Genomic DNA, 22668 nt, shown 5'->3' with positions numbered 1-22668 from the left:
TTTTGGTAAACTGTACTTTGTTGTAAGTTATGGTTTACTTTTAGGGGTATAGTTCAGCTGGTAGAACACTGGTCTCCAAAACCAGGTGTCGTGGGTTCGAGTCCTGCTACCCCTGCCATTGATAAAAATAAGAACTTATAAATATTAAAGTCTAAGATAGTCTTTAGTAATTATAAGTTCTTATTTTTTATATATAGATTACAAAATTTTATTATATTAATACTGTAATTACTCTGTGATATAATTACTATAGAGGTGATTACATGACTTTCAATGATAATTTAAAAAAATATGCAAAACTCATTATAGAAAAATGTTTAAATATAAAAGAAGGAGATTTTCTTGTAATAAGAGGTCAAGCGGAGAATAGAGAATTTATAAATCTTCTTACAGAAACCGCCTTTATGTCAGGAGCCAGAGATGTAAAAGTTAATTATAGAGATGAGGTTTTTTCTAAAATAAGATACAAATATGCAAGTCTTGACACAGTTAGCGAAGTCCCAGAACATTTTATAATGGAACAAAATTTTTATATGGATAAATCTGCCAAATTTTTATCCCTAACGGGAGAAGATCCAAATTTACTTAAAGATATACCGGCAGATAAAATAAAAGCATCAACTATTGCTTTTTCAAAAGCTTTAAAAGATTTTAACAACAGAATGATGAATAGCGAAAACTCTTGGTGCGTAGCTGGTGCTGCTGTTCCAAGCTGGGCAAAGACAGTTTTTCCGGACCTTGATGAAAAAGAAGCAACTTTAAAATTGTGGGAGCTTATATTTTATACAAGTCGTGCAGATCTTGAAGATCCTGTGGCTGCCTGGGAAAAACACACTTATACTCTTAAAAGGCACAGTAAGTTTCTGAACCAGCATCAATTTGATTACTTTATTATCAAATCCGATAATGGCACTAATCTAAAAGTAGGTATGCCTAAAAATTATATTTTTGAAGGGGCAAGTGAATATGACAGTCACGGCAACGAATTTATAGCAAATATTCCAACTGAAGAGGTCTTTTCATTACCCCATAAGGACCGTATAGATGGAATTGTGTATAATACTAAACCTCTTAACTACAATGGAGCTTTAATTGATGACTTTTATCTAAGGTTTAAAGATGGACAAGTTGTTGATTTTGATGCTACTATTGGCTATGAAGTACTCAAAAATTTGCTTGAAACTGATGAAGGTTCAAAAAGCCTAGGAGAAATAGCTTTTGTACCCTACGACTCTCCAATATCAAATACGGGCATCCTCTTTTATAACACTCTCTATGATGAAAATGCCTCATGCCACATAGCTTTAGGCAAAGCTTACCCAACCTGTCTAAAAGGTGGAGAAGATATGGATGTAGAAAGTCTAAAGAAAGAGGGTGCAAATGACTCTTTAATTCATGTGGACTTTATGATAGGAGATAAAACGACAAATGTTATAGGCGTTAAGGACAATGGAGAAAAAATAGACATATTTAAAGACGGTAACTTTGCATTTTAATTACCGCCTAATAAAATTTCCGTATATGAAATTCTACAATTTATTCTAAAATAAACACTTTGCCCTAGACCGGAACTTATATAGAAATCTGCATTATTATAGCTATATAAACCCTTGGAAAATTTAGGAAATAACCTTGGACCATGGTCTATTATTTGACCGAAATAAGGCAATCTTACCTGACCTCCGTGCTTATGACCGCTAAGAACTAAATCATAGGATTTAATTTTAGAATAAAGAAAAGTATCGGGATTGTGGCATAAAAGTATATTGTATGATTTTTTATCTCCTAAAGGGATAGAATTACTTCCAAAATCAAGACCATAGATAAAAAGGTCTTGATTTTTTATTTTTATTTTACTAGAAGTATTTCTTAAAATCTCAACTCCGTATTTGTTAAATACCTCCAAATAATCAATATGTGGATTTTCAAGTTCGTGATTCCCCGTTACAAAAAAACATCTATATTTAGAAAAAATTTTTACAAACTTATCCAATCTTTTAAAATTTTTTGTATTTCTTGAAATCATGTCTCCAGTAAAAAATACTAAATCTGGATTAAATTTATTAATTTTTCTTTTTAAGCCTTTTAAATTTACAAAAAAATTATTATGAAAATCAGATATTTGTACTATTTTAATCTCTGAGTTTACCTTCTTATTTCTTATATTTAATCCTTCAACCTTAAAAATTGCAAGCTGAAAGCATAAATATCCTAAAAGAAAAATTACGATTACAAGGGTCATTTTTTTAAATTCTCTTTGTTTTTAATTAATAAGATTACTCCTACAAAAACAAAAACAAGACTTACAAGTTGAGATACTCTAAAAGGCCCTATATAAAGAGAATCCGTGCGTAAACCTTCTATAAAAAACCTGCCTAGCCCATATAAGATCATATAAAAGCTAAAAACATGACCTTCAAATTTTTTATTTTTATATAAATAAAAGTAAAGAAATAAAAATGTTGCAAAATCCAAAATAGATTCATATAAAAATGTTGGATGGACCATAACTCCATCAACATTAATAGCCCAAGGCAAACTAGTAGGACCTCCATGGGCCTCTCCATTAATAAAATTACCCCATCTTCCTATTCCCTGTCCAAACGCTAAAGATGGAACCAAAATATCCGCCAGTTTAAAAAATGGGATATTTTTATTTTTTGAAAAGATATAGGTCACAATTATTCCTGCAAAAACTCCCCCGTATATTGCGAGGCCGCCATTTCTTATAGCAAATATTTCGATGAGATTTTTAGAATAGTAATCCCAACTGAAAACAACATAATAAAGCCTTGCACCAATAACTCCAAAAATAATCAAAAATGTTGCAAGATCAGTTATCATACCATTGTAATAGCCTTCTTTATTTGCAAGTCTATCCGCAAGAAAAATGCCTACTAAAACGCCTAGCCCTATAAGAATGCCATACCACATTACATCAATATTAAAAATTCTAAATGCCACAGGATTAAAATTCATTTTCATATTCCTTAATTATGGATACACTAGCACTTAGGCCAAGTCTGGTGGCTCCATTTTTTATCATTTCCCTAGCTGTCTTCAAATCTCTTATCCCTCCTGATGCTTTTATTCCAAGGCTATCGCCTAAGACCTCTCTCATTAACTTAACATCTTCAACCTTTGCTCCGGCAATAGAAAATCCAGTAGATGTTTTTACAAAGCTTGCCCCGGCATTTTTAGAAAGCTCACAAGCTTTTACAATTTCGTCCGAATTTAAAAGACAGGTTTCTAAAATAACCTTTACAGGTCTTCCCTTGGCAGCAAATACCACAGCTTTAATATCTTTTTCTACAGCCTTATAGTCTTTTGATTTAAGATAGCCTATATTAATAACCATATCTATTTCATCAGCACCATTTTTAACCGCATTATCCGCCTCATACTTCTTAACCTCTGTAGTTGAAGCCCCTAATGGAAATCCTATAACCGTGCATACGCCTATATCTGTATTTTTAAGAAGATTTGATGCATAACTCACCCATATAGGATTGACGCAAACCGTCTTAAATTTATATTTCTTTGCCTCCAGACAAATCCTTTCTATATCTTCTTTGCAAGAATCTGCTTTTAAAAGAGCGTGATCAATAATTTCATTAATCATCTTCTAATATCTCCTATAATTTGTAAGTTTTATTTTCTTTAAAGGAGTAATCAATATTATTTAAAAAACTAACAAGCTCTTTATTGTCTTCATCTATTTTAATTGAATCAGTATTGCTAAGTTCTAAAAATATTCTCCTTTTACAAGTTGTAGACTTAAAGAAATGATCAAATACAAGTTCCGGCCCTATAAATTGTTCTTCATAGTAAGGAGCACCTCCATTTATTAGTGCTATTCCTATTTTTTCTTTTATAGGAGGAAGTTTTAATATAAATTTTCTGCACCAATAAACTTGCATTCTATCTATAAAACTTTTAGAAATAGCAGGTACAGAATTAAAGTATATAGGTGTTGAAAATACTATAGCATCAACTTCTTCAATCAATTTGTAAAGATCTTGAAGATCATCATTTATTATACAAGCAGGCTTCTTTGCACAACCATAGCAGGATATACAGGCTGAAAATTTAAGATCTTTTAATATATACTCATATACTTCATCTTCAGCTTTAATAAATCTCTTATTAAAAAAGTTAAGAAGCTTTGCAGTATTTTTATTTTTTCTCTCTGAGCCCATTATTGTAAGTATTTTCAAAATTACTATTCTCCCCAGTTTGTATAAACATCTTGAACATCGTCGTTATCTTCTAATGAATCAATTAACTTTTCCAATTTTTTAACGTCTTCTTCATCTGTAAGATCTGTGTAGTTTTGAGGAATATAAGTAATGTCTGAATGCATAAAATCATAACCTAAATCTTCAAGGGCTTTTCTAACCTTTTGGTAGTCTTCAGGCGCAGTCAAGACTTCAAAGACTTCATCTTCTTCCAATATATCTTCGGCACCACTTTCAATAGCATTCATCATAAGATCTTCTCCATCAACGGAATCTGTTTTTTCAATAACAAGTTGACCTTTTTTAGAAAACATGAAAGAAACACAACCGGGTTGACCTAAATTGCCTCCATTTTTATCAAATATATGTCTGACATCAGGTGCAGTTCTATTTCTATTGTCTGTTAAGCAATCCACCATAATTGCTATTCCACTGGGTCCATAACCTTCATATATAACTTGTTCGTAATTGTCCTCTGAACCTTCTCCACTACCTTTTTTAATAGCCCTTTCTATATTGTCATTAGGCATATTTTCAGACTTAGCCTTATCAATAGCTACCTTTAATGATGGGTTATAGTTGGGGTCAGGTCCACCTTCTCTAACTGCTACTATTATATTTCTGCCAAGTTTTGTAAAAATTTTACCCTTTTTGGCATCTTCTTTTCCCTTTTTATTTTTAATATTGTTCCATTTAGAATGTCCTGACATAAGTTTCCCCTTTCAAATTTTATTTATACTGTATTTTAACATAATCCGAATTAAATTTCATCACTGCCATATTAGGCAAAATTCTACATAAAAAAACTCCCTATTAATTAAATAGGAAGTTCTCTTTATTAGTCAACTGTTATTACTTCTTTTCCGTCATAGTGTCCACAGCTCGGACATACTCTATGCGGTAATTTAGGTTCATGGCAATTTGAACATTCCACAACAGTAGCTTTATTTAATCTATAAGAAGATGCTCTTCTTTTATTTCTTCTTTGTTTTGAAGTTTTTCCCTTAGGTACTGCCATTATTACACCTCCTCATCGTTAAACAAATCTAATAAACTTTCAAATCTCGGGTCAATATCTGCTTCAGATTCACATTCGCAGGGACCTTCATTTAAATCCTTTCCACACTTTGGACACAAACCTAAACAATTCTCATTACACAGGTTCTTTAATGGCCTATCTGTAATTATTTGAGATATTATAATATCATCAAGAAGTATTTCCTGATTTTCTAATTCAAAGTATTGAACATCAGCTTCATCAGCTAAATCAAATTGTTTAGTCTTTAAAAAATATGCTTCTAGTTCAGACTCTTCCTCTTTAACAATTGGTTTTAAACATCTGTCACATTGAGTTTTATACTTATAAACTATTGATAAATCAAGAAGTAATTCATCCCCTATATCATATACCGTTCCTTTATATTTTATAGGTAATATTAAATTTAAGTCTTCAGTATCATAATCACTGTGATACCTATCCAACTCGCCGGCAAATTCCATAGTGACGTCATCACTGTTTATAAAATTCTTTAAATCTACTCTCATAATTGATCATCACCTAAAATTAGCACACTATATTATACCCTGGTAAAATATCTTTGTCAACAAGTCACTAGATTATTTTGCAAGTCTCATTGTGTCTTTTGCTATCATAAGTTCTTCATTTGTTGGAATAGTAAGTAAGGGTATTGTTGAATCTTCAGATGATATAATCCTTTCTTTCCCCCTTACATCATTAGCATTTTCATCTATTTTAATTCCAAATACTGATAATTTTTTTGCTACATTTGCCCTAGTTGTCTTTGCATTTTCTCCAAGACCGGCAGTAAATACTATTCCGTCAATGTCGCTGATATTATCAAACTCTGTCAAATAAGAAGCCACAAATTTTGCTACTGAACTTTCAAATATATCAAGTGCAAGTTTCGCTCTCTCATTGCCTTTTTCTGCTGCATTTTCAATGTCTCTGAAATCTGAGCTTACTCCTGAAATTCCTAGAACTCCGGATTTCTTATTTATTATTTCATTAACTTCATCTATAGATAAGTTTTCCTTATCCATTAAAAATTTAATTATTGCAGGATCTATATTACCTGTTCTTGTACCCATAGGAAGCCCTTCAAGAGGTGTAAGTCCCATAGAGGTGTCAATTGATTTTCCACCTTTAACAGCTGTAATACTTGATCCATTTCCTAAATGGCAAGTAATTAAATTAACCTCGTCTACATTCTTGCCAAGAATACTCGCTGCTCTTTCTGTAACATACTTATGAGATGTCCCGTGGAATCCGTATCTTCTTATTTTATGCTTTTCATATTCTTCATATGGTAAAGCGTATATATAATTAACAGAAGGCATTGTTTGATGAAATGCTGTGTCAAAAACAGCAACTTGTTTTGCTTTTGGAAGCAAGTTTTTGCAAGCTTCAATACCCATAATATTAGGAGGATTGTGTAAAGGCGCAAGATCTATATTCCTATCAATAGCTTCCATTACCTTTTCATCTATAGGAACGCTTTGTGCAAAATCCTCTCCACCGTGTACTACCCTATGTCCTACAGCATCAATTTCATCAAGAGATGAAATCGCTCCATATTCCTTATCAACTAACGAACTCATAACTATTTTTAAAGCTGCTTTGTGATCTTTAAGCGGCTCTTTTATAATGTGTTCTCCTTTTTGTGGAGTTTTGTGCTTTACAACTGATCCTTCAATTCCTATTCTCTCTACAAGTCCCTTAGCTAAAATACTTTCATCTTTCATATTAATTAACTGATACTTTAAAGATGAAGATCCGCAGTTAATAACTAAAATATTCATGTTTACCTCCCATATTACTTTATTTCGTAACTATTTTATTATATCATATAATTATCTTACACAGAGGTGTTTTATGAAAAATACAGCCATTGTGGCAGAATATAATCCTTTTCACAAGGGTCATAAATATCAAATTGAAAAAATTAAAAATAATGAATCAAATGTCATTGTTATAATGAGTTCGTCCTTTACTCAAAGAGGCACACCTGCAATTATAGATAAGTTTACAAGAGCTCTTATAGCCTTGGAAAATGGAGCTGATCTTGTAATTGAACTGCCTTGTGTTTTTTCAACATCTAATGCTGAAATATTTGCAAAAGGGGCGATAGGAATTTTAAACTCTATGGACTGTATTGATTACCTTTGTTTCGGGCTTGAAGATAATATTAAAGATCTAGTTAATATTAAGACTTTAATTGATGCTAATAAATCCGTATCTGATATAAATATTAGAAAATATTTATTTATGGGCTACTCCTATCCTGTTGCAAGAGAATTATCCTATGATTTTTTAACTTTTGAATATAAAAGTATTATTAAAAAGCCTAACAATATTTTAGGCCTTGAATATTTAAGGGCTCTTGATTTTTACAAGTCACAGATTAAGCCTATACACATTAAAAGAAAATATGCTTCTCATAAATCAACAAGAGCAATTAATAACTTTTCATCATCAAGTTTTATAAGAAAAGAGATTGAAAAAAATAATTTTTTAATAATAAAAGATCTGGTTCCTCAAAACTCCTACAATGAGCTTATATCACAACCTAAAGTTTATCTAAATGATTTCTTTAAAATCTTTAAGTATATAATTTTAAAAGAGGATATTAATTATACTGACTACATTGATTATGAAAAAGGAATTGAAAAAAGATTTTTAGAATTTATGGACTCAAAGGATATCTACGAATTTATAAAAAAAGTATCGTCTAAAAGGTATACCTATTCACGAATAACAAGACTTATTATACAAATAGTCTTGGATTTAAAAAAAGATTTTATTTTAAGCTCACTAAGTGCTCCTTACATAAGAATTTTAGGAGCAAGCGAAAATGGCTTCTCCATTCTTAAAGTTTTAAAAGAAAAAAAGATAACTTATATTGATAAGTTTGTAAAAATAAAGTCCCTTGATGATGATTCTATTGTTAAAAAAATTGCTCTAAAAGAAAGCTTTGCTACAGATTTATACAACAATATTTTAAATAAACCTGCAGGAGAAGATTACCTGGTAAGTAGCAAAATAAAAAGAACTTAGGGTTTATCCCCTAAGTTCTTGTCTATTTTCATTTAGTAATTTTATAATGTCTGATAAATTAACTTGTGTATTTTCAAGAAGTTCATCGGCATAGTCTCTTGCCCCTTCTCTAATCTTTGTGGACTCTTCATTTGCAGACTTTAATATTTCATCAGCTCTTTGATTTGCTTGTAAAACAAGTTCGTCTTTAGATATAATTTCTTCAGCGTGAGATCTAGCTCCCGCAATTATATTATCAGCTTCTGTTTGGGCACTTTGAATAATCGTATCTCTATCTGTGCTTATTCTTTGAGCCTCTCTTACTTCTGTAGGTATTTCATTCTTCATTTCATTTACCAACTCAAGTAGCTCATCTCTGTCCAACATTACCTTTCCCGTAAGTGGGATTTGACTTGATGTTTCAATTAAATCCTCAAGTTCTTCAACTAATTCCAATAAATTCATAAGTTACCTCCTAATTAATTTTTCTTTCATAGCTTTGCCCACTACATCGGGTACAAACAAAGACAAATCTCCGCCAAACTGTGCCACCTCTTTAGCTAAGGTTGAGCTGACAAATAAATTATTATTTGATGAAAGTAAAAATACAGTTTCAACTCCATCCTTATAGTGCATATTAGCCATGGCTAAAGTATACTCATTTATGTAGTCTGAAGCAGACCTAAGACCTCTTACAATTGTGCGACAATTTTTCTTTTTGGCATAATCAACTAACAAGCCTTCAAAAGAATCTACATACACTCCGTCTACATCTTTTAAAACCTCATTAAGCAGCCGCATCCTCTCCTCTACTGTAAATAAACTTTTTTTATTTGTATTATTAAGTACAGACACTATTAACTCGCCAAAAATATTTTTCGCTCTCATTATAATGTCTAAGTGACCATTTGTCACGGGATCAAAGCTGCCCGCATAAATTGCTTTCATATTAAACTCCATATCCTAATACAGGTATTACCATATTTTTTCTCTTTTATAAGATTTAAATAGTCGCTATAATCCCGAATGTATTTTACATCTTCCTCTGTTATAATAACTGAATCTTTATTTGCCAAATTATATTTTTTTATGTTTTTAATGCTTTCAAAATATAATTTTGAATCCTTATATGGAGGATCAATGTATATATAATCAAAACTCTCTCCATGAAATTCCTGAATAAATCTTATACTATCTGAGGCAACTACTGAAGCTTTATCGTTCAAATTTGTTTTATCTAAATTTTTCCTAATAATATCTAAAGCCTGAGGACTCTTTTCTAAAAAATAAACCTCTTTACTTCCCCTTGATAAAAATTCAATTCCTATGGCCCCACTCCCGGAGAATAAATCTAAGGCTCTTGTGCCGTAAAGATTATGGCTTATTAAATTAAAAACATTTTCTCTTACTCTATCTTCTGTGGGTCTGACATTTAAATTTTTGGGAGAAAATAATTTCGTTCCTTTGTTTTTACCGGCAATAACTCTCATAAGTCCTCCAATTACTTAATTCTACCATAGCGCTATAAATATAACAATATTTAATTAAGGGTTCTAAGGTCAGCTGTGAAAAATTGATTCATAGATTCTTTTAGACTACTGTTTCCAAGCAATTCAAGCTTCGGATCCTCTTCTAAAAGCTTCATTGCTTCTAAGTTTGTATACTTTAATATATCTACATCCCTTACAAGGTCAGCTAATTTAAAATTCATAAAGCCTGATTGCCTAGTTCCAAAAATATCTCCACTACCTCTTAAATCTAAGTCTTTATTGGCAATAAAAAATCCATCATTGGAATTTTCTAAAACCTTCATTCTCTTCCAAGAAATATCTGTTGTTGAACTGTTATATAGTATACAGTAAGATTCATAGGACGATCTTCCCACCCTACCTCGCAATTGATGAAGTTGTGCCAAACCGAATCTTTCTGCATTATATACAAGTATTACTGTGGCATTTGCTACATTTATTCCCACTTCTATTACAGTAGTTGAGATTATTATATCTATCTTATGTTCCTTAAAATCTTTCATAATTAAATCTTTTTCCTGATTTTCCATTTTTCCATGTAAAAGAGCAAGATTTAAATCTTCAAAATAATCAGACTTTAAGGATTCATAAATTTCCATGGCTGAATCTAATTCAAGTTTTTCGCTTTCTTCAATAAGAGGTGCTATTATATAGGCTTGCCTACCTTTTTTCACCTCAGACTTAATAAAGTTTAAAGCCCTGTTAAGCATGGTTTTATTAATTGCAATTGTTTTTATTTTTTTTCTGTTTGGAGGCAATGTATTAATTACTGAAATGTCCAAATCGCTATAAAGGACAAGGGTTAATGTCCTTGGTATTGGAGTAGCTGTCATAACCAATGTGTGAGCATATAAATCTTTTCCGACAAAAGCTTCCCTTTGCTTAACTCCAAATCTATGCTGTTCGTCAGTAACATTTAGTGCTAAATTTCTAAACCTCACATTTTCATTTATGAGAGCATGGGTTCCTATTAAGATATCTATTTCTCCCGTCTCAAGGCCAGCTAAAATTCTATTCCTATTTTTTTGACTTGTTGAACCCACTAAAAGCTCAACCCTTACACCTAAAGGCTCTAGAAGGTCTCTAAATGACTTTAAATGCTGTTTGGCAAGTATTTCAGTAGGAACCATAATAGAAGATTGATAACCATTTAAATAGGCTAAATACATAGCTATAATAGCTACTATGGTTTTACCTGACCCAACATCCCCCTGTATAAGTCTATTCATTCTTTTTGAAGATTTTAGGTCATTAAAAATTTCTTCAACTACATTTTTTTGCCCTTCAGTAAGTTCAAATTTTAAACCTTCAATAAATTTATAAATTCTTTCATCTATAGTAAATACCTTAGCCCTTTGATCTTGATTTTTCTTTTTTATCATTAAAAGATTTAACTGGAATAAAAAAAGTTCTTCAAAAACTAACCTTTGTCTGGCACTAATATAAGTTTTTTTATCCTTAGGTCTGTGGAGATTATAGATGGCTTTATTTTTATCCATAAGTCCATATTTTTTTATTAAATATTCCGGCAAATTTTCTTCAAAAAGATTCTTATCTAAAACTTGATTAATTGCCCTTGTTAGGTCTATGTTTCTAACTTTTTTGCTTAAGGGATATATGGGATATATTTGGGGTTGTTTAAGGTAATCCTCATATTTTATAAAATCCGGAGATGTAATTTGAATTTGGCGATTAAAAACAGAAACCTTACCTGTAAGCACATATTTTTCTTCAAGATCTATCATGGATTTTATAAATCTGTTATTAAAAAAACTTACCCTCGCAATAGAATCACCATCAGTTACTGCAAAGGAAGTAAGATGTAAATTCCTTTTTATCCTTCTATCTTCAAGAAGTGTTTTAAATACTACAAGGAAGCTTTCTTTTTCTCCAGGTATAGCTTGAGATATGGATTTTAAATTTGTTTTATCTAAGTATGTTCTTGGATAGAAGGTTAAAAGATCCCCTAAGGTATATATTCCAAGCTCATTAAAGCTTTTCTCTTTTTTAGGACCCAATCCCTTTAATGTTATAACGGAATCATTAATATTCATATAATCACCATTAAAATAAAAAGTCTATATTATATAGACTTTTTACTCCAAAGATATTAAATAGTAGTAAAGGGGCTGATCACCTTTTATTAAGTCTATATCCAGGTCTCCATATTCTTCTCTAAGATCACTACATAATTTTTGAGCCTTATCTTCAGATAAATCAAATCCCCAATAAATAGTAATCATAGATGTATCTTCCCTTACCAACTTAGATATAAGATTTTTTGTAACATCATTTACATCATCGCCTGAAGAAATTATTTCTTTTCCGCTTAAACCTATAATATCTCCTTCTTTGATGTCTTTTCCATTCATATTAGTATTTCTTACGGCATAAGTTACCTGGGCTGATACTACTTCTTCCATAGCCTCTGTCATATTTTCAAGGTTTTCTTTACCCTCAAGATCTTCACTAAATGATAGAAGGGCCGTTACTCCTTGTGGTATTGATTTTGTCGGAACTACATAAACTTCTCTATCAGTTAAATCTCTAGCTTGATTAGCGGCTAGGATTATGTTGCTGTTATTTGGAATAATAAAGACTTTTTTCCCTTTTACTTCATCTATAGCATTTATAAAATCCTCAGTACTTGGGTTCATAGTCTGTCCGCCTTCTACAATATAGTCGGCACCTAAAGACTTAAATACTTTATTTATTCCATCACCAATAGAAACAACAATAAAGGAATTTTCCCTTTGAATATCCTCAGAAGCTGTTTCGCCTTCTTCTTTTGATACTCTATCAACTTCCTCTTTCTTGAAAAGAACTTCCTTATGTTGAAATCTCATGTTATCAATTTTTATATCTTGTAAAGCGCCAATTTTCAGTGCCTTTTCCAAAACTTCTCCAGGATTATTAGTATGAATATGGACCTTTATAAGTCCGGTTCCACCTGCTCCAACTACTAAAAGGCAATCTCCAAGAGGTGATAGTCTTGATTTAAAGCTTTCAACATCTTCATAGTCGGTGCTTATAATAAATTCAGTACAGTATCCGAATTTTATATTTTCATCCCCTGTGCCTGTAAAAACTTCTTTTTGAGCCTTTGTCTTAAGCACATCATCATCTTCTATGACAGTTGTCTTTTCTCCCTTTAGAGTTTTTAAAATCCCTTCAAATATAAGTGTAAGACCCTTTCCTCCAGCATCCACAACTCCTGCTTCTTTTAAAACTTGAAGCTTTTCAGGTGTCTTACTAAGAGATAGGTTTGCTTCTTTAACCAAATCCTCAAAAAACTCTGTAATATCTTTATAGGTTCTGCTCTTTCTAACTGCAAAGTCTGCCACTTCTCTTCCAACTGTAAGTATGGTTCCTTCTGTAGGCTTCATTACAGCTTTATAGGTGGTGTCTGATGCACTTTTAAAAGCATGGGCCAAGTCATCTATAGTTGCGGATTGTTTATCTTCCAAGCCTTCTGAAAATCCTCGCAAAAACTGTGATAAAATAACACCTGAATTTCCTCTAGCGCCCATTAAAGATCCTCTTGCAGCGGCTTTGGCAACCTCCGAAACTGAATCCTTATTATCAAGATTATTAATTTGCTTTAAAGAAGATTTTGCCGTCAAGGACATATTAGTTCCTGTATCCCCATCCGGAACAGGAAAAACATTAAGGGCATTGACTTCTTCTTTATTTAGAATCAAATAATTAACTCCGCCTGAAAAAGCCTCGGCAAGCAAATTACCATCTACATTCTTTATTTTCAAATCTAATCCCCCTACTTAAACCTAACGCCTTCAACTACAACTTCTATATTGTTAATTGTAAGACCTGTTAAGCTTTCAATATTAAACTTAACTCTGTCAATTATATTTTCTCCTACAGTTGAAATTTTTACTCCATATTCAAGAACTACGTGTAAACTTATATTTATTTCATTGTTTTCTGTACTTACCTTAATACCCTTTGATAATTTATCAAATTTCAATATTTCTAAAATTCCATCTGCAGCACTTTTTGCAGCCATGCCTACAATACCATAACTTTCCATAGCAGATACTCCTGCTATATTTGCTATAACGTTATTATCTATAATTATAAAACCCTTATCAGTTTTTATATTTGCAGACATAATGCACCTCCTTCAGATAATCTAATTGTGTAATATTATATCACAAATAGGTATTTGTTAAATAATTTTATATTTAAAGACAATTTGAAAAATTGTAAAAAATATGTTAATATATTTAAGCTAGTTTTTAGTACAAGGAGGTGCACTATGGCAAAAAGATGTGAAATTTGTGGAAAGCAAAAGCTTTTCGGTAATACGGTTTCATTCTCTCACAAAAGAGGCAACAGATCCTGGTCTCCTAATTTAAGAAGGGTTAGAGCTGTTGTTAATGGCGAAAGAAAGAGAATAAATGTATGCACTAGATGCTTAAGATCAGGTAAAGTTGAGAGAGCTATTTAAGTTTAGATTTTAATATTTTGCAAAGTATTAAAAAAAGGTTGATTAAGTTCAACCTTTTTAATATTTTTTATTATCTTGACTAAATGTAAAATTTATGTTACTATCTTGAAGTATTAATTTCATACAAGCCCAGATAGCTCAGTCGGTAGAGCAGAGGACTGAAAATCCTCGTGTCGCTGGTTCGATTCCGGCTCTGGGCACCAGTGCGGAAGTGGCTCAGTGGTAGAGCATCGCCTTGCCAAGGCGAGGGTCGCGAGTTCGAATCTCGTCTTCCGCTCCATTTTTTTATTCAGGCATTTTTTCTAAAATATCTTCCAAATCTTTTTTACTGAATAAATATTTACTATTACAAAAATGGCAAACTACCTCAGCCTTTCCATCTTCTTTAATTATATCTTCAATTTCCTTTTTACCTATTGATATTAATGAATCTACAACTTTTTCTCTTGAACAGTCACAGGAAAATTCTATGTTTTTTCTTTCAAGCTCCTTTGTATCAAAACCCTTAAGTACCATTTTTATAATATCTTCAGGATTATTTCCCTCGTCAAGTAAAGAAGTATAAGATTTCATATTTTTTATATTACTCTCTATTTTTGAAATAATTTCTTCACCTGCCCCAGGCATAAGTTGCAATATAAATCCACCGGATTCCTTAATTGTATAATCAACATCTACTAAAACCCCTAAGTTTACAACTGATCCTACCTGCTCAGATATATAAAAATAATTTACCAAATCCTCTGCTATTTCTCCTGATACAAGATTTACACGTCCTACATAGGGTTCCTTGAGTCCTAAATCTGTCACAACCGTTAGGGTACCCTGACCCACTATTTTTGAGACATCAAGTTTATTGTCCACTTCTCTTATTTTTGCATCTGCTGAAGGATTGTTTACATATCCCTTTATTTTGCCGTCATTTTTTCCTGTTACAACTATTCTTCCTATATCTCCGCTTCCGTCTATATTAATAGTTATTGAATCCTTCTCATTTTTTAAATCAGAGGCCATTATTAAGCCGGCAGTTAAAGTCCTTCCTAGTGCCGCTGATGCGGTTTTTGATAGATTATGAAGCTTTCTTGCCTTTTCCACTGTATTTTTGGTATTGGCGGCACTGATTTTTACAAAACCGTCCTTATCAACTGCCTTTACTAAGTAATCCATTAAATCTCCTTTTATTTTTCTGCTATATACACTAATCTTTTTGATTTCTCTAAAGTAATTGTTTTATCATATTCACTAAAAATCTCTATGTTTTTAAAGCCTGAGTCCTTTAAAGCTTTTATTATGAAATCTTTTTTATAGGCTCTTTCATGATGCTCTTCGTAAAACCTTTCATATAAGTCTCCTTTTTCAACAAAAAAATTTATTGAATAAGTATTTATGCAAGTATCTAAATCATAAAAATTTTCCCAAACTAAAAACACATCTTCGTTTTCCTCAAGATAAATGTCATCAAAACTTTTAAATCTTTCTTCAGTATTTAGATCAAATACAAATAAAGCTTTGTTATTTAAATGCTCATAAACATTTTTAAAAATACTTTCTATATCTTCCTCTTCCATAATATAATTAAGGCTGTCGCAAACAGAAAGTGCAAGATCAAATTTTTCTGCAAATTTAAAATCTCTCATATCTATATTATAAAGATCTGCTTTAAGTCCTATAAGCTTTTTATCAGCTATACTCAGCATATCAGAAGAAAGGTCTAAAGCTTTAACAGGGTATTTATTTGCAAGTCTTAAGGTTAATTCTCCTGTACCGCAACCTAGCTCCAATATTTCCTTAACTTTAAGGCTTTTTTCATTTATAAAATCAATTATAAAGTCATATACCTTGTCATAATTATAGTCTGACATTAATTTGTCATATATAAATGCAAACTTTTCATAGGTCATAGATTCTTCTTTACCTCTTCCAATATTGCTTCAAGTACATCTCCCGATCCTCTATGAATAACTACTTCGGCTTTTGAGTCAAAAGGAGTAACCGTGTTATTTATAATGATAAGTTTATCAACATAGTTAGGCAAAAAGTTTACCGGGCTCACCTGTAAACTTGATCCAACAACTATTAAAAGTTCAGTGCTTTCAAGTTCTTCAGCAGCTCTGATATAAGCATCAGGCATCATATCCCCAAACATTACAACATTAGGTCTTAAGGTCCCCTTACACTCATCGCACTTTGGAGGTATTTGTCCCTCATTAACTTTTTTAACCATTAAGTCAAAGGGATATTCTCTACCACAATTTATACAATGTATACGTCTGCTTTCTCCGTGAACCTCATATACTTTTTTATTCCCTGCCTTTATATGAAGGTTATCTATGTTTTGAGTTATTACTCCCTTTAATTTTCCGATTTTTTCAAGTTCTGCTAAAGCAAAATGTCCCTTGTTGGGCTCTTTGTTAAATAAATCTTTTAAAATCACGTAACCTTCAGAATAAAATCTCTTTGGGTTTCCTAAAAGTATATCTCTTGATAAGGCTTCAGCGGGATCCATTTTAGAATAATAACCTGTGTCTGATCTGAAATCAGGTATGCCCGACTCTGTACTTATACCTGCACCAGTTAGTGCAAAAGTTTTCTTCGAATTTAAAATTAAATCGGCCGCTTTTAAAATATCTTTCATTATAATCCTCCTTAAAAAACTACAACGAAATAAATAAAATAAAGTATTATCAGTGTAACAATAGGGACGAAATTAAAAAAGTCTATACTTTCAATACTTCGTCTTCTTAATTTCTGTCCATTTCCCTCCCTGATTTTTCTTTCTTTATCCATTCTTACAAATAAAATCCTAAGTAAAATCAAACAAACTATGGATACTATACTAAGCATAATTATTATATAAAGTTGTAGAGATCCAATGTCTCTTGCAAGAGAAGTGTTATCAAGGTAGTTAAAGACTATATCATTTACATACTTTGAACTTATAAATGCCAAAACATTATTTAAGAAATGGGCTATCATAGGTGCAAATATAGTGCCTGTAAGCTCAAGTAAATTTCCAAATAAAATTCCTAAAAGCAATGGAGCTATAAAATTTTGAACATCAAAATGAAATAGGGCAAAAACTAAAGATGACATTAGAATTGCAAATTTTCCTCCATATATATTATAGGAATTAATAAGGGCGCCTCTAAAAAATATTTCTTCGCAAATAGCAGGTATAAAACATATATAAAACAAATACTTTATCCTTGACTCATTGTAATCCATGGGGTAATTTTCAAGTCCTACAAAATGAGAAAGTATTGTCAAGAATATTCCATTTAATAATAAAATTACAGGATAGGCTAAAATAACTATAGCAACTACCCTTAAAAAATTAATCAGGGATAACTTTTTTATGCTAAGCACCTCGGTTATTTTGCCTCCTCTGGACAAAAACAAAGCCGGTATCAATATTATAAATACCTCATTAATAAAAGTGCCTTTTAAAAAATTTTCAGATTGAAGTGAGTAGCCTATAGTTAAAAAAAATATCGACAAAACAAGGGTAAATGTATTAACACTTAGAACATTCAGGTTCTTTTTTTTATATTTATTTCTATTCATAGCATTGGACAGTTTTTAAGCTTGTTCCTTTTCCCCCTTATAATCTATAATTTCTATTTTGTTCTTTATAATTTTAAGCTCCACCAATATTTTGTTGAGTGTAAATTGTATGCTAACCAGTATTATAAGAAAAACAGCTTTAATAATAAAATCAAAATCCATAATATCACCAATTGAATTATATCAGATTAGATATTGATTTAAAACTTTCAATCTTGTGGTATAATTAGCCAAAGGAGTAAATGTGAGAATTATGAATAATTTAAGTGCTACTGAGCTTGCTCAAAATAAAATTATTATTTTATATATTATTAATCGTTTCAATGATCTTTTAACTGAAGAAGAGCTTATATCTTTTATACTAAGATATGATATATTTAATTATTTTTACTTTAAAGAGTACCTTAATGAACTTTTATCTTCAAAGCTTGTAGAGATAAACTCCGAAGAAAAAATATTCCTTACAGATACAGGAAAGGAATCTTTAAATTTCTTTACCGAAAACATAAACGAGGATCTTAAATCTACTCTTGATGGCTTTGTAAATAAATTTAGAGACGACAAGGTTAATAATAATTCAGTATCTTCAAGTTACTATAAAGATGATGAAGGCATTTATTATTGTCTACTATCTATTAACGAACAAAATAGAGAAATCTTTAATTTGAAAATTGAAGCTCCTAACGAAGACTATGCCATATCAATTTGTGAGACCTTTAAAAATAGCCCTCAAAAGCTTTTTAAAAATATTATTATGCAATTTAGTGAATAAAAAAACCATCCGAATTTGGAAAATCCATCGGATGGTTTATTTTTTATATGTCCATTATTTTCTTTACTTCACTTACCATATAAAGGGACCCGGTTATTACTACAAGATCTTTTTTACCTGCCCTCGCCTTTAATTTTTCAATAGCTCCAACAAGATTTGAGCTTACCTCAACATTATTAAAGTAATTCTTAGCTTCTTCTTTTAAAATAGACATGTCAGTCTTCCTTTTATTATCTAAATCTAAAAGAATTATATCATTTGAATAAGAGGAAAGAATTTCAAGCATTTTTTTGTGTTCCTTGTCACTTAAAATAGAGCTTATTAAATATAGTTTATCGTAACTGAAAAGTTTTAAATTCTCTGCAAGATTTTTTATTCCGTCATAGTTATGAGCACCGTCTAGAAGAATTCTTGGATTTTTACTTATAAGTTCCATTCTTCCCGGCCATTTAGTTGCAGCTATGCCGAACCTTATTTCACTATCACTTATTTTTATCTTACCCTTATTTCTAAGTTCCATTAATCCCGCAATTGCTATGGCTGAATTATAAACTTGATAATAGCCTATAAGGTTAACCTTAATATCTTTTATAATTTGTGATTTAAATTTTATGGAATAGCTACTTTTAGCATCGTCTATTTTTAAATCAAGTATTTCAATATCATCAAGATCATAAAAATCAGCTTCTTCCTCTAAGGACTTTTCCCTTAAAACTTTAACTACATCAGAATCTTTATTTGATGATATAACTGTTGTGCCTTTTGTTATAATGCCTGCTTTCTGACTGGCAATTTCAGTTAATGTATTACCTAGAAAAGCCATGTGGTCAAAGGATACAGGCGTTATTATGGCTAAAAGTTTATCTTCACTTTCAATCACATTTGTACTGTCCGATAAGCCTCCCATACCCACTTCCAATACACATAGGTCGCAATTTTTTTCCTTAAAGTATAAAAAGGCTATACTGGTAATAAATTCAAAATAGGTAAGTTTCTCATAATCCTCTATGATACTCTTTTCCTCTTCGAGAACTTTTTCACCGAGTCTTTTAAAGTCATTATCTGATATCTCCTCATTTGAAACTACTATTCTTTCGTTGTACCTTTCTATATGAGGAGATATGGTAATGCCTACATTATACCCGGCTTTAAGAAGCATGTTGTATATAAAATTTGATGTTGAGCCTTTGCCGTTGGTTCCTGCTACATGAATAGACTTTAATCCTTTTTGAGGATTGCCTAAAAGTTCAAGCATCTTCCTCATTCTGTCAAGGCTGAAGGATTTTCTCTTAACATCTCTCTCTTCTATATTTTTTATTATTTCTTGAACATTCATTTTAACTTCTCTTTTGTAGTCCTTATTCTTTCTTCAATATTTATTAACATTTTTTCGTATTTCACTATTTTTTCTCTCTCTGCATTTACTATTTTTTCAGGTGCCTTTGATACGAAGCTTTCGTTGGAAAGTTTGCCCTTCGCTCTTTTAAGTTCAGAAACTATATCTTCTCTTTCTTTTGAAAGTCTATCAAGTTCTTTATTGTAGTCAACTAATTCCCTAAGTGGTAAAAATATTTCGGACCTGTCCAGGACAATTGATATGTTGTCATCTCCAATATCTTCCATAGTTTCAACTATCGTCACATTATTTGAAAACCCTAAATTTAAAAACTTATCCTTATTTTCACTTATTATATTTTTTACTTCTTCTGATTTAGTGTAAATTATTGTGTTGGACCTTTTATCATTACCAATATCCATTTGAGATCTAGCGTTCCTTATTTCCTTAATTGCAACTTTAATATATTCAATGTTTTTTTCTTCCTTTTCAAATCTATATTCATCTTTAACCTTAGGCCAGTCCGCAATAATAAGGGCTTTATCTACTCCAGGTAAGTGAGAATAAATTTCTTCTGTTATAAAAGGCATAAATGGATGAAGAATCTCCAGCGTTCTCTTTAAGACATACAAAAGAACTGCCTTAGCTGAATTTGCATTATCAGCATCATCTCCATATAATCTCGGCTTAACCATTTCAATATACCAATCGCAATAATCGCTCCAAATAAAATCGTAAATATCTTCAGCTGCAATTCCTATTTCATATTGATCAAGCTTTCTTGTAACCTCTTCTATAACTTCTTCAAGTCTTGATAAAATCCACTTGTCCTCGTTTTTAAGTTTAGATATATCTATTGAAAAATCCTCTTTTTCATTAATATTCATTAACACAAACCTTGTAGCATTCCAAAGCTTATTTGCAAAATTTCTGTTAGCCTCAACTCTCTCGTCATAATATCTCATGTCATTTCCCGGACTATTTCCTGTAATAAGTGTAAATCTTAAGGCATCTGCTCCGTATTTTTCTATAATATCAAGAGGATCTACACCATTTCCTAAAGACTTACTCATTTTTCTTCCTTGAGAATCTCTTACAAGCCCTGTAAAAAATACATGTTTAAAAGGCATTTTTCCCGTTTGTTCAAGGGATGAAAATACCATTCTTATTACCCAGAAAAATATAATATCATAACCGGTAATTAGCACATCTGTAGGGAAAAAGTATTTAAAGTCTTCAGTTTCTTCAGGCCAACCTAAGGTTGAAAAAGGCCAAAGGGCTGATGAGAACCAAGTATCAAGTGTATCTTCATCTTGTTTAAAAGTTTTTCCTTCATAACCTTTTGTTCCTGTAGGGTCGGTTTTTGAAACCACTACCTCCCCTGTTTCATTGCAATAGTAAACAGGAAGTCTATGTCCCCACCATAGCTGACGAGATATACACCAGTCCTTAATATTTTCCAACCAATTCAGATAAACCTTTCCGAATCTATCAGGTATAAATTCAGGTTCACCCTTTTTGAAAGCCTCAATAGCAGGTTCTACAAGAGGTTTCATTTTTACAAACCATTGCTTGGATATAATAGGTTCAATAACTGTGTGACATCTTTCGCAGTGGCCTACCGCATTATGATGATTTTCAATACTTACTAAAAGTCCCAGCTTTTTAAAGTCTTCTACTATTTGCTTTCTGGCTTCGTATCTGTCCATACCCTTATACTTGCCAGCATTTTCGTTTAGCTTTGCTTCATCATCTATTACCTTACATTGACCAAGTCCATGTCTTTCCCCTACCTCAAAGTCGTTAGGATCATGAGAAGGTGTAATTTTTACCGCTCCACTTCCAAAATCTCTTTCAACATATTCGTCAGCTATAATAGGTATTCTTCTGTCCATTATAGGTAAAATAGCATATCTTCCCACAAGATCAGTATATCTGTCATCTTCAGGGTGAACAGCTATAGCCAAGTCTCCCGGAATTGTTTCAGGTCTTGTAGTTGCTATCTCTATAAATCCTCCGCCTTCAAGGGGATATTTTAAATTATAAATAAATCCATCTGTTTCTTCGTGTTCTACTTCTGCATCTGAAATAGCGGTTCCGCAATTAGGACACCAATTTATAATTCTGTCTCCTCTATAAATAAGTTTTTTGTCATATAATCTTATGAAGACTTCCATTACCGCGTTTGAAAGCATTTCATCAAGAGTAAATCTATCTCTTGACCAATCGCAAGATACTCCAAGCTCCTTTAATTGATTTTTTATATTGCCCCCATAGATTCTTGTCCACTCCCAAGCCTCTTCTAAAAAGCCATCTCTACCTACATCTTCCTTTGTTTTTCCATCAGCTTTAAGCTTTCCTACAACCTTGGCTTCAGTTGAAATAGAGGCGTGATCCGTTCCCGGTAACCATAGAGCTGAGTAACCTTGCATCCTTTTAAATCTGATTATTATATCCTGAATAGTATTATTTAAAGCATGACCCATATGCAAGTTTCCTGTAACATTCGGTGGCGGCATAACTATAGTAAAAGGTTTTTTACTTTTATCCACCTCAGGTCTGAAATAACCTTCATCCATCCAATACTTATAAATTCTGCCTTCAAAATCCTTAGGATCATAAGTTTTTGATAACTGCTTCATTCTTCCTCCTCTAGTAATAAATAAACATATAAGTAAAAAGTCCTTCGTCGATAAGGACGAAGGAC

25 protein-coding genes, 3 tRNA genes and 1 other annotated feature (1 of these 29 running past the window's edge) are annotated in these 22668 nt (G+C 31.7%); of the genes, 7 read left to right on the top strand and 21 right to left on the bottom strand.

All coding sequences use genetic code 11. From position 1 onward, the window contains the following. Positions 1 to 42 precede the first annotated feature (42 nt). Positions 43 to 118: transfer RNA gene (locus tag PEPCATONIAE_RS00535), tRNA-Trp, on the top strand. Between the two features lie 145 nt (positions 119 to 263). Further along, positions 264 to 1496, top strand: a complete 1233-nt coding sequence (locus PEPCATONIAE_RS00530; RefSeq protein WP_138158818.1) for an aminopeptidase — start codon at positions 264 to 266, stop codon at positions 1494 to 1496. On the opposite strand, the gene PEPCATONIAE_RS00525 is transcribed toward PEPCATONIAE_RS00530, so the two are convergent. The 8 genes from PEPCATONIAE_RS00525 to PEPCATONIAE_RS00490 form a co-directional block, all read right to left on the bottom strand. After that, complete coding sequence (locus PEPCATONIAE_RS00525) at positions 1493 to 2242, bottom strand: metallophosphoesterase (RefSeq protein WP_138158817.1); 750 nt, start codon at positions 2240 to 2242, stop codon at positions 1493 to 1495. The genes PEPCATONIAE_RS00530 and PEPCATONIAE_RS00525 overlap by 4 nt on opposite strands. Further along, positions 2239 to 2979: a prolipoprotein diacylglyceryl transferase gene (lgt, locus tag PEPCATONIAE_RS00520; RefSeq protein WP_138158816.1), complete on the bottom strand. Its 741-nt coding sequence runs from the start codon at positions 2977 to 2979 to the stop codon at positions 2239 to 2241. The genes PEPCATONIAE_RS00525 and lgt overlap by 4 nt, the downstream gene beginning before the upstream one ends. Next, on the bottom strand, positions 2969 to 3622 hold the full coding sequence (gene deoC, locus PEPCATONIAE_RS00515; protein WP_138158815.1) for a deoxyribose-phosphate aldolase: 654 nt from the start codon (positions 3620 to 3622) through the stop codon (positions 2969 to 2971). The genes lgt and deoC overlap by 11 nt, the downstream gene beginning before the upstream one ends. A gap of 13 nt (positions 3623 to 3635) precedes the next feature. Beyond that, positions 3636 to 4217 carry a flavodoxin family protein gene (locus PEPCATONIAE_RS00510; RefSeq protein WP_138158814.1) on the bottom strand — a complete coding sequence of 194 codons (582 nt, stop codon included), beginning with the start codon at positions 4215 to 4217 and terminating at the stop codon, positions 3636 to 3638. Positions 4218 to 4222: 5 nt separating this feature from the next. Further along, positions 4223 to 4948 (bottom strand): YebC/PmpR family DNA-binding transcriptional regulator, encoded by a 726-nt coding sequence (locus PEPCATONIAE_RS00505; protein WP_138158813.1) that lies wholly within the window; start codon positions 4946 to 4948, stop codon positions 4223 to 4225. A gap of 128 nt (positions 4949 to 5076) precedes the next feature. Continuing rightward, complete coding sequence (rpmF, locus tag PEPCATONIAE_RS00500) at positions 5077 to 5256, bottom strand: 50S ribosomal protein L32 (RefSeq protein WP_138158812.1); 180 nt, start codon at positions 5254 to 5256, stop codon at positions 5077 to 5079. A 2-nt stretch (positions 5257 to 5258) separates the two neighbouring features. Further along, positions 5259 to 5783 carry a YceD family protein gene (locus PEPCATONIAE_RS00495; RefSeq protein WP_138158811.1) on the bottom strand — a complete coding sequence of 175 codons (525 nt, stop codon included), beginning with the start codon at positions 5781 to 5783 and terminating at the stop codon, positions 5259 to 5261. A 72-nt stretch (positions 5784 to 5855) separates the two neighbouring features. Further along, on the bottom strand, positions 5856 to 7058 hold the full coding sequence (locus PEPCATONIAE_RS00490) for an acetate/propionate family kinase (RefSeq protein WP_138158810.1): 1203 nt from the start codon (positions 7056 to 7058) through the stop codon (positions 5856 to 5858). A gap of 73 nt (positions 7059 to 7131) precedes the next feature. On the opposite strand from PEPCATONIAE_RS00490, the gene PEPCATONIAE_RS00485 reads away from it, so the two are divergent. Continuing rightward, entirely contained in the window at positions 7132 to 8313 is a 1182-nt protein-coding gene (locus PEPCATONIAE_RS00485; RefSeq protein WP_138158809.1) for a tRNA(Met) cytidine acetate ligase, read from the top strand. Between the two features lie 3 nt (positions 8314 to 8316). Here PEPCATONIAE_RS00485 and PEPCATONIAE_RS00480 read toward each other — a convergent pair whose 3' ends face one another. The 6 genes from PEPCATONIAE_RS00480 to PEPCATONIAE_RS00455 are packed head-to-tail and all read right to left on the bottom strand — an operon-like array spanning position 8317 to position 13950. Next, the gene (locus PEPCATONIAE_RS00480) at positions 8317 to 8757 is read right to left on the bottom strand and encodes an ATP synthase subunit B family protein (RefSeq protein ID WP_138158808.1); all 441 of its coding nucleotides are present in this window, start codon (positions 8755 to 8757) and stop codon (positions 8317 to 8319) included. A gap of 3 nt (positions 8758 to 8760) precedes the next feature. Beyond that, positions 8761 to 9240 (bottom strand): pantetheine-phosphate adenylyltransferase, encoded by a 480-nt coding sequence (gene coaD, locus PEPCATONIAE_RS00475; protein WP_138158807.1) that lies wholly within the window; start codon positions 9238 to 9240, stop codon positions 8761 to 8763. Then, on the bottom strand, positions 9237 to 9782 hold the full coding sequence (gene rsmD, locus PEPCATONIAE_RS00470; protein ID WP_138158806.1) for a 16S rRNA (guanine(966)-N(2))-methyltransferase RsmD: 546 nt from the start codon (positions 9780 to 9782) through the stop codon (positions 9237 to 9239). Before rsmD ends, coaD begins: the two co-directional genes overlap by 4 nt. 50 nt (positions 9783 to 9832) lie before the next feature. Then, positions 9833 to 11875: an ATP-dependent DNA helicase RecG gene (gene recG / locus PEPCATONIAE_RS00465; protein WP_138158805.1), complete on the bottom strand. Its 2043-nt coding sequence runs from the start codon at positions 11873 to 11875 to the stop codon at positions 9833 to 9835. Between the two features lie 42 nt (positions 11876 to 11917). Continuing rightward, positions 11918 to 13585, bottom strand: a complete 1668-nt coding sequence (locus PEPCATONIAE_RS00460) for a DAK2 domain-containing protein (RefSeq protein WP_138158804.1) — start codon at positions 13583 to 13585, stop codon at positions 11918 to 11920. Between the two features lie 11 nt (positions 13586 to 13596). Next, complete coding sequence (locus PEPCATONIAE_RS00455) at positions 13597 to 13950, bottom strand: Asp23/Gls24 family envelope stress response protein (protein WP_138158803.1); 354 nt, start codon at positions 13948 to 13950, stop codon at positions 13597 to 13599. A gap of 147 nt (positions 13951 to 14097) precedes the next feature. Here PEPCATONIAE_RS00455 and rpmB point away from each other — a divergent pair, with 147 nt between their 5' ends. The 3 genes from rpmB (at position 14098) to PEPCATONIAE_RS00440 (ending at position 14569) form a co-directional block, all read left to right on the top strand. After that, positions 14098 to 14289: a 50S ribosomal protein L28 gene (gene rpmB / locus PEPCATONIAE_RS00450; protein WP_138158802.1), complete on the top strand. Its 192-nt coding sequence runs from the start codon at positions 14098 to 14100 to the stop codon at positions 14287 to 14289. Positions 14290 to 14416: 127 nt separating this feature from the next. Beyond that, positions 14417 to 14492: transfer RNA gene (locus tag PEPCATONIAE_RS00445), tRNA-Phe, on the top strand. A gap of 2 nt (positions 14493 to 14494) precedes the next feature. After that, positions 14495 to 14569: transfer RNA gene (locus PEPCATONIAE_RS00440), tRNA-Gly, on the top strand. Between the two features lie 5 nt (positions 14570 to 14574). Here PEPCATONIAE_RS00440 and hslO read toward each other — a convergent pair. The 5 genes from hslO to PEPCATONIAE_RS00415 form a co-directional block, all read right to left on the bottom strand. Beyond that, positions 14575 to 15456 (bottom strand): Hsp33 family molecular chaperone HslO, encoded by an 882-nt coding sequence (gene hslO, locus PEPCATONIAE_RS00435; protein WP_138158801.1) that lies wholly within the window; start codon positions 15454 to 15456, stop codon positions 14575 to 14577. Between the two features lie 11 nt (positions 15457 to 15467). After that, the gene (locus PEPCATONIAE_RS00430; protein WP_138158800.1) at positions 15468 to 16190 is read right to left on the bottom strand and encodes a class I SAM-dependent DNA methyltransferase; all 723 of its coding nucleotides are present in this window, start codon (positions 16188 to 16190) and stop codon (positions 15468 to 15470) included. After that, positions 16187 to 16924: an SIR2 family NAD-dependent protein deacylase gene (locus PEPCATONIAE_RS00425; RefSeq protein WP_138158799.1), complete on the bottom strand. Its 738-nt coding sequence runs from the start codon at positions 16922 to 16924 to the stop codon at positions 16187 to 16189. Before PEPCATONIAE_RS00425 ends, PEPCATONIAE_RS00430 begins: the two co-directional genes overlap by 4 nt. Before the next feature lie 11 nt (positions 16925 to 16935). Further along, positions 16936 to 17655 carry a CPBP family intramembrane glutamic endopeptidase gene (locus tag PEPCATONIAE_RS00420; RefSeq protein WP_246060398.1) on the bottom strand — a complete coding sequence of 240 codons (720 nt, stop codon included), beginning with the start codon at positions 17653 to 17655 and terminating at the stop codon, positions 16936 to 16938. Positions 17656 to 17868: 213 nt separating this feature from the next. Beyond that, entirely contained in the window at positions 17869 to 18015 is a 147-nt protein-coding gene (locus PEPCATONIAE_RS00415) for a hypothetical protein (protein ID WP_180339326.1), read from the bottom strand. Between the two features lie 91 nt (positions 18016 to 18106). On the opposite strand from PEPCATONIAE_RS00415, the gene PEPCATONIAE_RS00410 reads away from it, so the two are divergent. Beyond that, positions 18107 to 18625 carry a DUF4364 family protein gene (locus PEPCATONIAE_RS00410; protein WP_138158797.1) on the top strand — a complete coding sequence of 173 codons (519 nt, stop codon included), beginning with the start codon at positions 18107 to 18109 and terminating at the stop codon, positions 18623 to 18625. Between the two features lie 43 nt (positions 18626 to 18668). On the opposite strand, the gene PEPCATONIAE_RS00405 is transcribed toward PEPCATONIAE_RS00410, so the two are convergent. Beyond that, complete coding sequence (locus PEPCATONIAE_RS00405) at positions 18669 to 19961, bottom strand: bifunctional folylpolyglutamate synthase/dihydrofolate synthase (protein WP_138158796.1); 1293 nt, start codon at positions 19959 to 19961, stop codon at positions 18669 to 18671. Next, positions 19958 to 22603 (bottom strand): valine--tRNA ligase, encoded by a 2646-nt coding sequence (locus tag PEPCATONIAE_RS00400; RefSeq protein ID WP_138158795.1) that lies wholly within the window; start codon positions 22601 to 22603, stop codon positions 19958 to 19960. The genes PEPCATONIAE_RS00405 and PEPCATONIAE_RS00400 overlap by 4 nt, the downstream gene beginning before the upstream one ends. A gap of 49 nt (positions 22604 to 22652) precedes the next feature. Further along, positions 22653 to 22668, bottom strand: a binding site (T-box leader); it runs 167 nt beyond the window's last position.

The organism is Peptoniphilus catoniae, assembly GCF_901447155.2.
Lineage (GTDB): Bacteria > Bacillota > Clostridia > Tissierellales > Peptoniphilaceae > Peptoniphilus_E > Peptoniphilus_E catoniae.
The sequence above is the reverse complement of the archived record's forward strand: the minus strand, read 5'-3'. Positions and strand labels throughout refer to the sequence as shown.